The sequence below is a fragment of the Enterobacter sp. UPMP2052 genome (assembly GCF_053709675.1).
On the sequence record NZ_JBSKJR010000002.1, the window covers coordinates 213,925 to 227,716 of the forward strand.

The 13,792-nt window shown below is 54.8% G+C and carries 13 protein-coding genes and 1 tRNA gene; 7 read left to right on the top strand and 7 right to left on the bottom strand.

What is annotated here, in order from left to right; all coding sequences use genetic code 11:
• Positions 1 to 8: 8 nt before the first annotated feature.
• The 3 genes from ACWKX3_RS11150 to folD form a co-directional block, all read right to left on the bottom strand.
• Positions 9 to 1,508, bottom strand: coding sequence for a PTS transporter subunit EIIC (locus tag ACWKX3_RS11150; RefSeq protein ID WP_042320878.1), 1,500 nt, complete (start codon positions 1,506 to 1,508; stop codon positions 9 to 11).
• Between the two features lie 312 nt (positions 1,509 to 1,820).
• Positions 1,821 to 2,033: a ribosome-associated protein YbcJ gene (gene ybcJ / locus ACWKX3_RS11155; RefSeq protein WP_006176985.1), complete on the bottom strand. Its 213-nt coding sequence runs from the start codon at positions 2,031 to 2,033 to the stop codon at positions 1,821 to 1,823.
• A gap of 1 nt (position 2,034) precedes the next feature.
• The gene (gene folD / locus ACWKX3_RS11160; RefSeq protein WP_058609965.1) at positions 2,035 to 2,901 is read right to left on the bottom strand and encodes a bifunctional methylenetetrahydrofolate dehydrogenase/methenyltetrahydrofolate cyclohydrolase FolD; all 867 of its coding nucleotides are present in this window, start codon (positions 2,899 to 2,901) and stop codon (positions 2,035 to 2,037) included.
• Positions 2,902 to 3,209: 308 nt separating this feature from the next.
• Here folD and fimA point away from each other — a divergent pair, with 308 nt between their 5' ends.
• From fimA to sfmF, 6 genes are all read left to right on the top strand, one after another.
• Entirely contained in the window at positions 3,210 to 3,773 is a 564-nt protein-coding gene (gene fimA, locus ACWKX3_RS11165) for a type 1 fimbrial major subunit FimA (protein ID WP_006176987.1), read from the top strand.
• 68 nt (positions 3,774 to 3,841) lie between these two features.
• Positions 3,842 to 4,384, top strand: a complete 543-nt coding sequence (fimI, locus tag ACWKX3_RS11170) for a type 1 fimbrial protein subunit FimI (protein ID WP_006176988.1) — start codon at positions 3,842 to 3,844, stop codon at positions 4,382 to 4,384.
• A gap of 34 nt (positions 4,385 to 4,418) precedes the next feature.
• Positions 4,419 to 5,111 carry a type 1 fimbria chaperone FimC gene (gene fimC, locus ACWKX3_RS11175; RefSeq protein WP_006176989.1) on the top strand — a complete coding sequence of 231 codons (693 nt, stop codon included), beginning with the start codon at positions 4,419 to 4,421 and terminating at the stop codon, positions 5,109 to 5,111.
• A gap of 14 nt (positions 5,112 to 5,125) precedes the next feature.
• Positions 5,126 to 7,687, top strand: coding sequence for a fimbrial biogenesis usher protein (locus ACWKX3_RS11180; RefSeq protein ID WP_454541741.1), 2,562 nt, complete (start codon positions 5,126 to 5,128; stop codon positions 7,685 to 7,687).
• A 7-nt stretch (positions 7,688 to 7,694) separates the two neighbouring features.
• Positions 7,695 to 8,705: a type 1 fimbria D-mannose specific adhesin FimH gene (gene fimH / locus ACWKX3_RS11185; RefSeq protein WP_454541862.1), complete on the top strand. Its 1,011-nt coding sequence runs from the start codon at positions 7,695 to 7,697 to the stop codon at positions 8,703 to 8,705.
• 9 nt (positions 8,706 to 8,714) lie between these two features.
• Positions 8,715 to 9,239: a fimbria assembly protein gene (gene sfmF / locus ACWKX3_RS11190; RefSeq protein ID WP_454541742.1), complete on the top strand. Its 525-nt coding sequence runs from the start codon at positions 8,715 to 8,717 to the stop codon at positions 9,237 to 9,239.
• Positions 9,240 to 9,290: 51 nt separating this feature from the next.
• On the opposite strand, the gene fimZ is transcribed toward sfmF, so the two are convergent.
• The 3 genes from fimZ to ACWKX3_RS11205 form a co-directional block, all read right to left on the bottom strand.
• Positions 9,291 to 9,923, bottom strand: coding sequence for a fimbria biosynthesis transcriptional regulator FimZ (fimZ, locus tag ACWKX3_RS11195; RefSeq protein WP_058609967.1), 633 nt, complete (start codon positions 9,921 to 9,923; stop codon positions 9,291 to 9,293).
• A gap of 807 nt (positions 9,924 to 10,730) precedes the next feature.
• Positions 10,731 to 11,450: a DNA-binding response regulator gene (locus ACWKX3_RS11200; RefSeq protein WP_454541743.1), complete on the bottom strand. Its 720-nt coding sequence runs from the start codon at positions 11,448 to 11,450 to the stop codon at positions 10,731 to 10,733.
• A 24-nt stretch (positions 11,451 to 11,474) separates the two neighbouring features.
• The gene (locus ACWKX3_RS11205; protein ID WP_454541744.1) at positions 11,475 to 12,173 is read right to left on the bottom strand and encodes an EAL domain-containing protein; all 699 of its coding nucleotides are present in this window, start codon (positions 12,171 to 12,173) and stop codon (positions 11,475 to 11,477) included.
• A 277-nt stretch (positions 12,174 to 12,450) separates the two neighbouring features.
• Between ACWKX3_RS11205 and ACWKX3_RS11210 the strand changes: the two genes are divergently transcribed.
• A tRNA-Arg gene (locus ACWKX3_RS11210) sits at positions 12,451 to 12,527 on the top strand.
• A gap of 15 nt (positions 12,528 to 12,542) precedes the next feature.
• Here ACWKX3_RS11210 and ACWKX3_RS11215 read toward each other — a convergent pair.
• Positions 12,543 to 13,706 (bottom strand): tyrosine-type recombinase/integrase, encoded by a 1,164-nt coding sequence (locus ACWKX3_RS11215; protein WP_454541745.1) that lies wholly within the window; start codon positions 13,704 to 13,706, stop codon positions 12,543 to 12,545.
• Between the last annotated feature and the right edge of the window lie 86 nt (positions 13,707 to 13,792).

Sequence of the window (13,792 nt, forward strand, 5' to 3'; positions counted from 1 at the left end):
GCATCTTATTATTTGCCGATCATCGTGGACATGGTCTGGGCGATAAACTGTGCTCTGGCACCGAAAATCACCTGAATCCCGTTATCGCCCACGAAGACAACGCCGCGTGCGCCGAGTCCGTTCAGGCCGTCTTTATCCACCGCCTCGCTTTTCGCCACTTCCAGACGCAGGCGGGTGATACAGGATCCCACGGAGTTGATATTCTGCGCGCCGCCCAGCAGGCCGATGATATCGGTTGCCAGCTCGGAATCGGATTTGTCATCCGCATTGGCGGTCACTTCGGTACGGCCCGGCGTTTTCACGTCGAAGCGACGGATCACGAAGCGGAACGTGAAGTAGTAAATCAGGCCCATCGGGATGCCGATGATAATGGCGCTCAGGAAATTGGTCTGGTAGCCGTTAAACGACGGCAAGATCCCGAACGACAGATAGTCGATAAAGCCCGCGGAAAACGACTTGGCAATATGGGCATGCATCAGGTACATGGTCATGTAGGCCAGGCCCGCCATGATGGCGTTAAAGACGTACAGAATCGGTGCCACAAAGATAAAGGTGAATTCGACCGGCTCGGTGATCCCCGTCAGGAAGCAGGTGAGAGCGGCGGAGAAGAGAATACCGGCCGCGATTTTCTTATTTTTGGTGTGCGCTTCGTGGTACATCGCCAGACACGCCGCAGGCAGCGCGAACAGCATCAGCGGGAATTCCCCCTGCATGAACTTACCGGCGTTCTGGTAGGTGTCGCTGCTAAAGGATTTCACCCCTTCTTCCAGCATCTTGAACCAGATGGTCTGGTCGCCGTGGATCACCTGGCCTGCCTGGGTGGTGTAATCCCCGAACGAGTACCAGAACGACGGGTACCAGATGTGGTGCAGGCCGAGCGGGATCAGCGCACGCTCCACCAGACCGAAGATAAAGGTCGAGGCCGCCTGATTATCGCCGTTTACCACCACCGAAAGCGCGTCGATGCCGGACTGAATATGCTGCCAGACGTACGGCAGCAGCAGGCCGAGCAGAAACGACAGGAACGCCGTCGCGATCGCCACAAAACGCTTACCCGAGAAGAAGCCGAGGAACTCCGGCAGCTGCATGGTGTGGAAACGGTTGTAACACCAGGCCGCGAGAATACCGCAGATAAGCCCGCCGAAGACGCCCATCTGCAGCGTCGGAATGCCGACCACCATGGCGTATTTCCCGCCCTGAGAGGCCATTTCCGGCGTGATGCTCAGCACGGTGCTGATGGTAATGTTGGTGACAAAAACCGAGACCGCCGCAGACAGCGCGGCGATACCGGATTCGGACGCCAGACCCACGGCAGAGCCGATGGCAAACAGCATCGGCAGGTTATCAAAGATAACCCCGCCCGCGTTCATCATCAGCGGCAGATGAAACTTATCGCCGAAAGCCAGCAGCAGGCCCGCAGCGGGAAGCAGTGAAATTGGCAGCATTAAGGCGCGGCCAATCATCGATAACTTAGACAACGATTTAACAAACCCTGATATCAGACTCATGCTGACTTCCCCCGAGTAGCGCTTTTTTTAGCGCTGTTATTGTTAGTAGAACGTTTTAGTAGAACGTTCTACTTATCGTGAGGAAAGCCCGAAAAGCGCGCAACTTAAATTTCACAATTCGGTAAACGAAATAGTGATTCTTTGAAGTCGATCGATAATTAACCGTGATGGATGTGGGGGATAAAGTGAGAGAAGAGCGGTTTGTTCCCCTCACCCTAACCCTCTCCCCACAGGGGAGAGGGTTAGGGTGAGGGGCCATATAAACTCAGTATGTAGGCCCGGTAAGCGTCGCGCCACCGGGCATCACACGGCTCAGGCGATAACAGTCACGCTCTGGCCTTCAAAGCTCACGGTCTGGCCCGCGACAATTTTGCAGCGCTTGCGGGTTTCCACCACGCCATCGACCGTTACAAGTCCGTCGGCGATCACAATTTTGGCCTGTGCGCCGCTTTCGCTCCAGCCTTCCAGCTTCAGCAGATCGCACAGCTCAACGTGCGGGTGTTTACCTAATGAAAATGTCGCCATCTTACGCGTCCTCTACGTCGTGATACTCCTCGCAGGCCTGCAAGGTATTCTGAATTAATGTTGCTACGGTCATCGGGCCTACGCCGCCCGGAACCGGGGTAATGTATGACGCACGGGCTGCGGCATCTTCAAACACCACGTCGCCCACTACTTTGCCGCTTTCAAGTCGGTTAATCCCGACATCCACGACAATGGCGCCCTCTTTGATCCACTCACCCGGAATAAAGCCCGGCTTACCGACGGCCACGATCAGCAGGTCGGCATTTTCGACGTGATGGCGCAGATTTTTGGTGAAGCGGTGGGTCACGGTGGTGGTGCAGCCTGCCAGCAGCAGCTCCATGCTCATCGGGCGGCCCACAATATTCGACGCGCCAATCACCACGGCGTTCAGGCCGTAGGTATCGATGTTATAACGCTCGAGAAGCGTCACGATACCGCGCGGGGTGCACGGGCGCAGGCGCGGGGCGCGCTGGCACAGGCGACCCACGTTGTACGGGTGGAAGCCGTCAACATCTTTGTCCGGCGCGATACGCTCAAGCACTTTCACGTTGTCGATGCCCGCAGGCAGCGGCAGCTGCACCAGGATGCCGTCGATCGCTTTATCGGCATTCAGGGTGTCGATAAGTTCCAGCAGTTCCGCTTCGCTGGTGGTCTCCGGCAGATCGTAAGAGCGCGAGACGAAGCCAACTTCTTCACACGCTTTGCGTTTGCTGCCGACATAAATCTGCGAGGCCGGGTTGCTGCCAACCAGCACAACGGCCAGCCCTGGCGCGCGAAGACCTGCCGCTTTACGCGCCATTACTTTTTCCGCGACCTCAGAGCGCACCTGCTGCGCAATCGTTTTACCGTCAATAATTTTTGCTGCCATCAGAGAGAGGATTCCGTCTGTAACGTTCAAAAGGGGGGATTGCCTGTATTTTGTCAGAAGCGAGCGCCGCTGTCAGTCACCCTTTGCGAGAATTCCCGATCCGCGAACAAAAGCCCTGGCGACGACAGGGTCAATTTCTTAGGCGCGATTAGGATGTGACCTGGCGAAATGGCAGTGTTTTGACATGTTTTAATATTCGTTCCTCGGCTACTTTGTTTCCTCCGAAATAATCTTTCATTTGATTGATTGAGCATATTTCTTATTCCCGTTTTTGCGGGAAGGGTTATTTACATTTTAAAGGAATAGACATGAAACTTAGCAACATTGCTACGACCGTTATTGCTGCACTGGCCCTGGTCGCGGGTGCCGCGCATGCAGAAGATACCACCACGCCGGTTTCCGTTAATGGCGGTACCGTGCATTTTAAAGGTGAATTAGTGAATGCGGCGTGTTCCGTAAATACCGATTCTTCCGAGCAGACGGTTAAACTCGGCCAGTACCGTACCGCGAAATTCACCAAAGTGGGTGACACCACCTCTAATATTCCTTTCACCATTGAGCTGAACGATTGCGATCCGCAGGTAGCGAAAACCGCTGCTGTTGCGTTCACCGGCCAAATCGATGCTACCGACAAAACCCTGCTGGCGGTGACGTCCGGTAACAACGACAACTCCGCGAAAGGGGTAGGTATCGAAATCCTCGACAGCAAGTCCACTACGCTGACCCCGGACGGTGCCACCTTCTCTGCGGCGCAGAACCTGATTGAAGGAACCAACATCCTGAACTTCACCGCGCGCTATAAAGCGACCGCCGCGGCGACCACGCCAGGCCAGGCGAACGCTGACGCCACCTTCGTGATGAAATACGAATAAGTCTTCTGCACAGGGATGTTACTGGCCTCAGGGAGGAGGCCCTCTAACGCTAACGGCGGGAATGAAGGATGAGAAGGACAGGGACACTGCTGTTAACCCTTGCGATGGCGCTGCCGGCATTCGCCCATACCGTCATCATCGACGGTGGCAAAGTGCACCTCAGAGGGGAGTTGGTCAACGGCGGTTGTGCCGTGGCACCCGACAGCCAGAATATGCGCGTAGACATGGGGCAGTATCGCACCAACGCCTTTTCCGGTGTCGGCAGTTACTCAACGGTGAATGTGCCTTTCACCGTGCGGCTGCTGGACTGCAGCGTGGATGTCTCCCGCATCGTGGGGATCCAGTTTCAGGGCGCTACCCCTGCTGAAGATCCGCAGGTTTTCCTGGCGACATCGCGGCCAGGCGAAGCCCCGATCAGCAGCGGTTTAGGGCTGGCCCTTTTCGACGAGCAACAGCGTCAGATTATCCCCAATGCAGCGGCGGTAAGCTGGCTGCCCATTAACACCAGTGAGCTGGCGTTTCATTTCAGCGCCCGCTACCGGGCTATTTCCGAACACCTCGTGCCAGGCAATATTCAGTCGGATGTCTGGTTTACGTTGATTTATCCCTAACGCCTGCGAACGCATAATTAAAGGTACGGTTGTGATGAACATCCTAATTAAACCAGGACTGATTTTATCTTTTATTTTAATGATGGTTTCCCCCTTCGCTCAGGCTTCCGGCGGTATTGCGCTCGGGGCTACGCGCGTTATTTATCCGGCGGATGCTAAACAGACGTCGCTGGCTATCACCAACAGTAATAAACAAGAGCGTTATTTAATTAACGCATGGATTGAAAACGCCAGCGGGCAGAAAGAGAAGACCTTTGCCGTCACCCCGCCGCTGTTTGTCAGCGAGCCGAACAGTGAAAACACGCTGCGTATTATTTATGCCGGCCCGGCGCTGCCCGCAGACCGCGAGTCGCTCTTTTACATGAACGTCAAAGCCATTCCTTCGGTCAGTAAATCTCATCAGGATGGCAGCAACGTGCTGCAGCTGGCTATTTTGTCGCGCATCAAACTCTTCGTTCGTCCGGCTAACCTGGCGATGCCGCCGGAAGAGGCGCTCTCCCAGCTGCGTTTTGAACGCGTCGGAAACCACCTGAAGGTCAGCAACGCCTCGCCGTACTACGTCACGCTGGTTAACCTCAAGCTGGGGGGAAAGACGCTGGATAACCTGATGATTGCCCCTAAAAATTCCGCGCAGCAGGTGTTGCCCGCAGCCGCAGGCGGGACGCTCTCCTGGCAGAGCGTGAATGATTACGGTGCGATTACCCCCGCGCGTAGCGTCAGTCTGTGAGCAGAGTCAGGGCGATGAACACTCAATGGCGTTACTGCCCGGTTGCACTGGCACTGATGACAACGCTCTGGCCGCACACCGGCTGGAGCGAAAGTTATTTCAACCCGGCATTTTTGTCCGACGACACCGCTAACGTGGCGGATTTGTCGCGCTTTGAGCAGGGTCACCAGCAGGCACCGGGCGTCTACCGCGTGGATATCTGGCGTAACGATGAGTTCATCGGCACGCAGGATGTTCGTTTTGAGCAGGCCGAGAACACGCCGCCCGTGGCGGGCGGACTGTCGGCGTGCATTACCCGCGCAATGCTCGATCGCTTTGGGGTTAACGTTGCCGCTTTCCCTGAGCTGGCTAACGTGCAGGGAGACACCTGTGTCCCGCTAACGACGGCGATTCCGGGCAGCGAAGCGGCGTTCAACTTTGCCTCACAGCGCCTCGACGTCAGCCTGCCCCAGGTGGCGATGCAGAACAGCGCGCGCGGGTACATTCCGCCAGATCAGTGGGACGAGGGGATCCCCGCCGCGCTGGTGAACTACAGCTTTACCGGCAACCGGGGAAGCGACGATGACAGCTACTACCTGAACCTGCAAAGCGGGCTGAATTACGGTGCCTGGCGCTTGCGTAACAACGGCGCGTGGCGCTACACCCAAAGCAACGGCCAGCGCCGCAGCGACTGGCAAAATATCGGCACCTGGGCGCAGCGCACGGTCATTCCTCTCAAAAGCGAGCTGGTGCTGGGCGACAGCAATACCGGCAACGATGTGTTCGACAGCCTCGGTTTTCGCGGCGGGCGGCTGTACTCCTCCGACAGCATGTATCCGGACAGCCTGCAGGGCTACGCGCCTACCGTGCGCGGTATCGCCCGTACTCCTGCCAAAGTGGTGATCCGCCAGAACGGCTATGTCATCTACCAAAGCTACGTGCAGCCGGGCGCGTTTGCCATTACCGACCTGAACCCGACATCATCCAGCGGTGACCTTGAGGTCACGGTTGAGGAGAAAGACGGCAGCAACCAGCGCTATACCGTGCCGTACTCCACCGTACCGCTGCTGCAGCGCGAAGGACGCTGGAAATACGATCTGGTGGCGGGGGATTACCGCAGCGGCAACAGCCAGCAGGATACGCCGTTCTTCACCCAGGGTACGCTGATTGCGGGGCTGAACGAGGGCTATACGCTGTACGGCGGCACGCAGCTGGCATCGCGTTACACCGCGCTGGCTATCGGCGCGGGGAAAAACCTGGGCGACTGGGGGGCGGTCTCGCTCGATCTTACCCACGCCCGTAGCCAGCTGGCGGACGACAGTCGCCACGAAGGGCAGTCCCTGCGTTTCCTGTATGCGAAATCCTTAAACGGCTTCGGCACCAACTTCCAGCTGCTGGGCTATCGCTACTCCACCAAAGGCTTCTACACCCTGGACGACGTGGCCTGGCGCTCCATGGAGGGCTATCAGTACGGCGACAGCAAAGACAACGACGGCGTGCCGGACGTGCAGAGCTATCACAACCTGACGTGGAATAAAAAAGGGCGCTTCCAGCTCAATATCTCTCAGTCGCTGGGGGACTATGGCTCGCTTTATATCTCTGGCAGCGAGCAAACCTACTGGGGCACCGATCAGTCGAACCTCTGGTATCAGCTCGGCTACTCGGGCGGGATGAAGGGCGTGAGCTACTCCGTCTCCTGGTCGTGGAATAAGGCCGTCGGTATCGACGGGACGGACCGCATCGCCTCGTTTAACGTTTCTGTGCCGTTCAGCCTCTTTACCCGCCACGGCTATCGCCGCGATAGTGCAATTGACCGCGCTTACGCCACGGCGTCTGCCAGCCGCAATAGCGATGGCGATACCAGCTGGCAAACCGGGATCAGCGGAACCTTACTCAAGGATCGCAACCTCAACTACAGCGTGAGCCAGGGCCACACCAGCCATAACGGCTCAAGCGGCAGCGCCAGCGCGAACTGGCAGGCGACCTACGGCACGCTGGGCGTTGGCTACAACTACGCCCGCGACCAGCACGATCTGAACTGGCAGCTGTCGGGCGGCGTGGTCGGGCATGCCGATGGGGTGACCTTCAGCCAGCCGCTGGGCGACACCAACGTGCTGATCAAAGCGCCGGGCGCGACGGGCGTCAGCGTGGAGAACCAGACCGGGGTCAAAACCGACTGGCGCGGCTACGCGGTCATGCCGTACGCCACCGTCTACCGCTATAACCGCGTGGCGCTGGACGTCAACTCCATGAGCAACAATACCGACATCGAAAACAATGTGTCGAGCGTGGTGCCGACCAAAGGCGCGCTGGTCCGCGCCAGCTTCGATACCCGCATCGGCGTGCGCGCCTTGCTGACCGCGAAGCGCAACGGCCAGCCGGTGCCGTTTGGTGCCGTGGTGCGCGAAACGCAAAGCGGTGTGACCAGCATGGTCGGCGATGACGGGCAAATTTACTTAAGCGGCCTGCCGCTCCAGGGACAACTGCTGATTCAGTGGGGCAACGGCGCAAGCATGCAGTGCCGGGCGTCTTACAGCCTGCCGGAAGAGAGCCTGCAACAGGCGATTGCACAACAGGAGATCTCTTGTGATCGATAAACGAACTATTCGCCGCGGCCTGCTGGTGCTCGTGCTGGTAAGCCTTCCGGCTACACACGCGCTGGCGACGGTGTGTGTAAATGAAAACGGGGTGCCGACGGATATTTTTTACGACCTGACCGATACCTTTAACAGCTCAAATAACCAGGTGGGTCAGATCGTCACGCTGGGTCAGAAATCGCAGTGGGTAGGGGTAAACGCGGTGTGTCCTAAAGGCACAACGGGCAACACGACCAAGCGCAGCTATGTGACCCGATTTACCCCGACCGCCACCATCGATGGCTACAAGTATCTTAAGCTGAATGACTACCTCGACGGCGCGATGAAGATAACCGACAGCTATGCCGGGGTCTTTTATCCTCCGCAAAACTATATTCAGATGGGCAGCCACCCTAACGTTTCTAAAAATAAGCCCTTCGCGGTAAAGGACTCCAACCTGGTGTTCCGGCTCAAGGTGACGCGCCGCTTCATCAATATGGTGGAGATCCCGCGTGAGACGATGTTCAGCGTTTACGTCACGACATCGTCGTCGGACCCCATCAACGGTACGCCGGTCTACACCATCAGCTACAGCGGTACCATTCAGGTGCCGCAGAGCTGCGCCATTAACGCAGGGCAAATTGTGGAATTCGACTTCGGCGATATTGGCGCGTCGCTGTTCAGCCAGGCGGGGGCAGGCAACCGGCCGCAAAAGGTTTCGCCCCAGAGCAAAACCGTTGCCATTAAATGCACCAACGTTGAGGCGAACGCCTACCTGACGATGCGTATCGAAGCGGATAGCGGCAGCGTGAACGGTAATATGCTGGTGTCCGACAACAAGGACGTGGGGTTTATCATTGCCAACGACAGCGGTACGCCGTTAACGCCTAACAGCCTGAGCAGCAAAATACCGTTCCGTCTGGACGACAACGCGCAGGCGCAGGTGGGGATCCGGGCCTGGCCGGTAAGCGTGACGGGCAATAAACCGGCGGAAGGCCGCTTCACCTCGCGCGGTTATCTGCGCGTGGATTACGATTAAGGAGGCGTGATGCGGAGTGTCACCCGATATGCGGCAGCGGCTGCGCTGCTGATGTTCCACGCCAGTGCGGGGGCAAACACGGCGCTGGGGGAAATTAACATCCAGCTTTACGGCAATATCGTCGATTTCACCTGCGTGGCGGAGGGAAGCGATAGCGACAAAACCGTGCCGCTTGGCACCTGGCCGACCAAACAGCTCAGAACCACCGGCAGCCGCACGCAGCCAATGCCGTTTACGCTGAAGTTGACCGGTTGCCCGCCGGGGGCGGCGTCCATTACCTTTTCGGGCAAAGCGGACGGGAGTGACAACAGCCTGCTGGGATTAAACGAGGCGAGTGATGCCACGCATATCGCGGTGGAGATCCGCGATCGGGATAAAACGCGCCTGGCGCTGGAGCAGGCCAGCCAGCCTGTAACCGTGGATGCGCTGGGAAATGCTGAGCTGGCGTTCTATGCCAATTATATTGCCACGGCCGATAATCCCCAGCCCGGTCGGGCGGATGCCGATGCGACCTTTATGATTAATTATAATTAGCGCTGACCGCACTCCCTGCAACTCACGTAAGTTGCAGGGAGTGAATTCAGGTTACAGCAATTCGTGCGCTTTCGCGTAATCAATTAACTCAACTATACTTTGCACGCCCAGCTTGGAATAGATATTGGATTTGTGGGCGCTTATTGTTTTGTTGCTTAATAATAACTGCTCGGCAATCTCCTTATTCGATAATCCATTCGCCAGATAACGAAGTACCGTCACCTCACGATTTGATAATGGCATATCCACGGCAGCGCCGGTGCGCGAGCCCAAATGATTTATAAAACTCAACGTCTCTGAAGGGAAAAACGAATAGCCGTTGAGGATCATTTCTACCGCGTTGTAAATCTCACCTAAATCTTTTCGTTTACTGACAAAACCGTTTGCCCCGGCGCGAATGGCGCGACCGGCATAAAAGGCCTCGGATTTGGACGAGAGAAAAAGCACTTTGATGTTTTTGTTTAAGTTCCTGATTCTCTTAAGTAATGCGAAACCATCTGTCCCTGTAAGCTCAATGTCGAGGATCACCAGATCGATATCATGGTTACGCACGCAGTCCAGCACTTCATGGCTGTCTCCAGATTTGAGTTTGACGATGATATTACTATTCTTCTGTAGCAGGACTTCTATCGACATTCTGACGATAGGGTGTTCGTCCATAATGATAACGGATGCCGGTTTCATTTTTTATGCCTCAGATTGTTAAAAGCGTTATGCTGAGTTTTGCGAAAACTCTCGAAAAGCCGGAAGGATAAGTGTGCAGATCCTTATACGGTAGTATTTCCCTGGAAAGAGCGAAAGCATCCTTGTTAACGTAGTAAAAGAACAGTTCCTCCGTGTCGGTATCTCATTTAATGGATAATGGCAAAGAGGTTTTTCTTATTCATATTTGAAACGCGTCCTATTATACCGTGTAAGTTTTCTCCGAAAAGCCTGTAAATTAATTCTGGGATATTGATGGATATTATATTCTGGAGAGTAAGGCCAGAGATTTTAATTTTAGCGGAAATGTCCTGTTATTCCCTTTACTGCAATTTTTCATCTGTATGTAATAACAAAAAATAAAAGATACCACTATATGTTGATCGTTTGTTAAATTTAAAGGTCAAAAAACACACTCTCCCGTCAGTCCGCCAGACTCGGATTTCTTCACTTTTAGCACCATTTACCTTCGTTTGAAATGGCGAACGCCACGCCTGAAATCCCGGCGCAGTGCGCAGCAGGATCTGCTGATTTGTTAATCTTTGGCTCTCCCGGTATTACGCTAAGCTGCTTGTTTTTACATCATTATCAACTTTTTAACGTTATATCGAATAGCTTAACGCATGGATTAAAATGCTCCTGTTTATCATTTTTGCAGTATTTAACAGTGTTTAAAGGGGTAGATTAGGAATAGTTGTAATTATTGCTCATTGGTTAAAATTAAACATTTTATTAACATTGGTGTTAAGTACTTTCTTAAAGGTCTTTAGGAATGAAGAGCTTAGTGCGTCAGTAAATCGTAACGTTGGTGAGGTTGTTAAGAAGATGGAGAAGCTGCTGACGGTGATTGAGCCCCAGTTTTGTCAGGATGCAACTGAGACGATAAACAATGCGGCTGTAAGGGCGATTGTGCAGGAGTGCAATCTGGCGCAGCGAAAGCCCGCGCGCGAGATCCTGCAGCAGGGGCCATTCACTGCGGGAAAACCACTCTTTCTTGCTGCCGGAGAGCGGGGAAGGCTCCAGTAATTGTTTGTGCAGGGCGGTAAGCGAGAGCTGACGTTCCAGAATGTGAAAAGGGCCGGCGGCCTGGCAAAACAGACGCGCATCGTAATCATCAGCGCGGATCAGCAGGTACGGCTTAATATAAGGCGGGTAGAGGCTCAGCCTGCGCAACGGGTCCAGGCTGTCGATAAGCGTCGAGGTTTGGCTGTAAATATCCACCACCAGGCGTGCGGAGGGCCAAAGATGAAGCGCGTTCAGCGCAGCGTCCAGCGTGGTGTACTCACAGCACTTGCTCACAGGAGACTGGCCGTGCAGAAACCCCGCGCGCAGAAAGTTATCCTCGGTGACCAGAAGCATAAAAGGGGCGTCAGTTTTGCGAGCCTGATGAATAGACTGACTCAAAAATTCGAGGCGATCGAAAAAGGGGGGAGCAAAAGGTGAGAGCGTAAATCCCAGTGAATCACTTCCTGTCCGACGACGCCTGTAGCGGCGTACTGTCATTCGCATAGCATCCCTCTCGGCGATGACCGCTTAGTCCTCCGGCCATTTCCAGGACGGCCAGCGATACCCCTGACCGAATCTTGCGCCTGCCTGTAATGCACATGCTTGATCCCTGTCTGTCTCAATCCCTTCGATAAGCACGTTGGCGGCAAGCTGCGAACACTGCGTCACCAGCGCTGCCAGCGCGGGCTTTTCCCGAAGCCGCCAGAAGGCGAATTTATCGATTTTGACGCCCTGCAACGGTAGCCGACAGGATAAAAATGACCGGACTAACGCTTCATCAACATCATCCAGCCAAATGCGGTGGCCTTGACGCCTCAGCCGCTGCAGGCGTCGGCGGACATTCTCACGTTGCGGATCCGACAGCGTGAGGACGGTTGCCGGGTCGACGATCTCGATATTCAGGGGCGGACATCCCAGCGCGAGTAAACGCTGATATGTTTCTGCCACGGTTATGACACTTATCGGCAAATTGACGAAAAGATTGTGACAGCCGACCGCGTTTTTTAGCGCCGTCAGCTGCGCTTCCAGCAGCATAAGCGACTGCTCTGCGGTTTGATCGCGAAAAAAGGACTCATTTTGCCGGTCTCCCGCCAGTATGCTTAGCACCTCAGCGCCGACCTGACGCGAAGAAGAGAGGGCAACAACAGGTTCAAGCTTGATGCCGATGATGCAGTGGGAAAGAGGCTGAAAGCAGGAAGGGTTACGTACCGGGTTTTGCGTTGTCACTCCATAGTCCTGTTCTCTGCCTGCCACCCTGTGGCCGTGATACCAATGAACAGTGTGACGAGGTGAGGCAGCGGAAAACAGCGGGCGTTACTTAATTGCGGCCAGGACTTTTCGCAGTGATAAAAGGGGCGATGCGGGGAGGGAAATGTTGAAAAAACAGCCTTATTTACAAACCACTACGGGTTATCGGCGGATATGAGGGAAAAGGCATTGACTCACCTGCCATTGACCGTATAATTCCACGCGTTTCACCACCACGACGTGCACGCGTCTCCGTGCGCCCTTAGCTCAGTTGGATAGAGCAACGGCCTTCTAAGCCGTAGGTCGTAGGTTCGAATCCTACAGGGCGTACCATTCAATATCAGTAACTTACGCCTCCTTTGTTTTCTCCAGAATTTCGTTGTGGGACATATTTGGGACATCAAGCCCAAATATCGAGTCAATTTGCTTAGCATGCTCAGTTAAATGGTTAGGTGCTAAGTGGGCATATCGACGTACCATTTCGATGCTTTCCCAGCCGCCCATTTCCTGTAGTACAGATAAAGGAACTCCGGACTGAATTAACCAGCTCGCCCAGGTATGTCTCAGGTCGTGGAATCGGAAATCCTCAATACCTGCTCTACGACAAGCAGCATTCCATGCGTTCTGGTCATCGACGCGCATCTTCCTCACTGATGGAGTCTTTGAACCGTCAGGACGAACACCGGCTTTCATGTGGACGAACACCCATTTATGATGATTGCCAATCTGATCGCGCAGTACCTTACAGGCCGTATCATTCAGCGCTACGCCAATAGCTCTGTTTGATTTACTGTCTTCAGGATTCACCCAGGCAACCCGACGCTGCATGTCGATTTGTTGCCACTCCATATTGATGATGTTCGAACGACGAAGCCCGGTTGCCAGCGCAAACTTAACAACCGACTTCAGCGGCTCAGGACATTCTTCAATAAGCCTCTTCGCCTCATCATGCTCCAGCCAGCGCACCCGCTTATTCCTAACCGCGGGAACCTTAATCACAGGTGCCTTTTCCAGCCATTTCCAGTCACGTTCTGCCGCACGCAGAATGGCTTTCATCAGTGCCAGATGTTTGGCCTTGGTGGAAGTTGTGACGGGGGAGGCTGAATATACCGGTGCTGGTTGTCCATTCTTCTGCGCCGCGGCTGCCTGAATTTTCCATATCTCAAGCAGCTTGCGGTTGCTCATCTTGTTTACTGCTGAGTAAATCCTTTGCTCAGTGACATCCTTTAAACGAACCCCTTCGAAATGTGCCAGCCAGAACGCCATGCGGCTGCGGTCGTCTTTCAGTGACTTCTTCTCGGCCTTTTCCTCCAGCCACCGCATGCATGCATCATCAAACGTTACATCAGGAAAATCACCAAGCCGGTCTACTCGCCACAATTCAGCTTTGCGCTTGTCATGTAGCTCAGTAGCGAGCCGTTTGTCGGAAGTCCCAAGACTTTCCTTAATTCGCTTCCCGCCCGGGAGCGAGTACGATGCGTACCATATTTCACCTCTGCGGAAGAGTGACATTTCGTTTCCTCTTTAATGCCATCACCCGCGCTCACGCCGACAGTATGCAGCGGAGACTGAAGTGCCGCAATGCAGGCTTGTCGTGT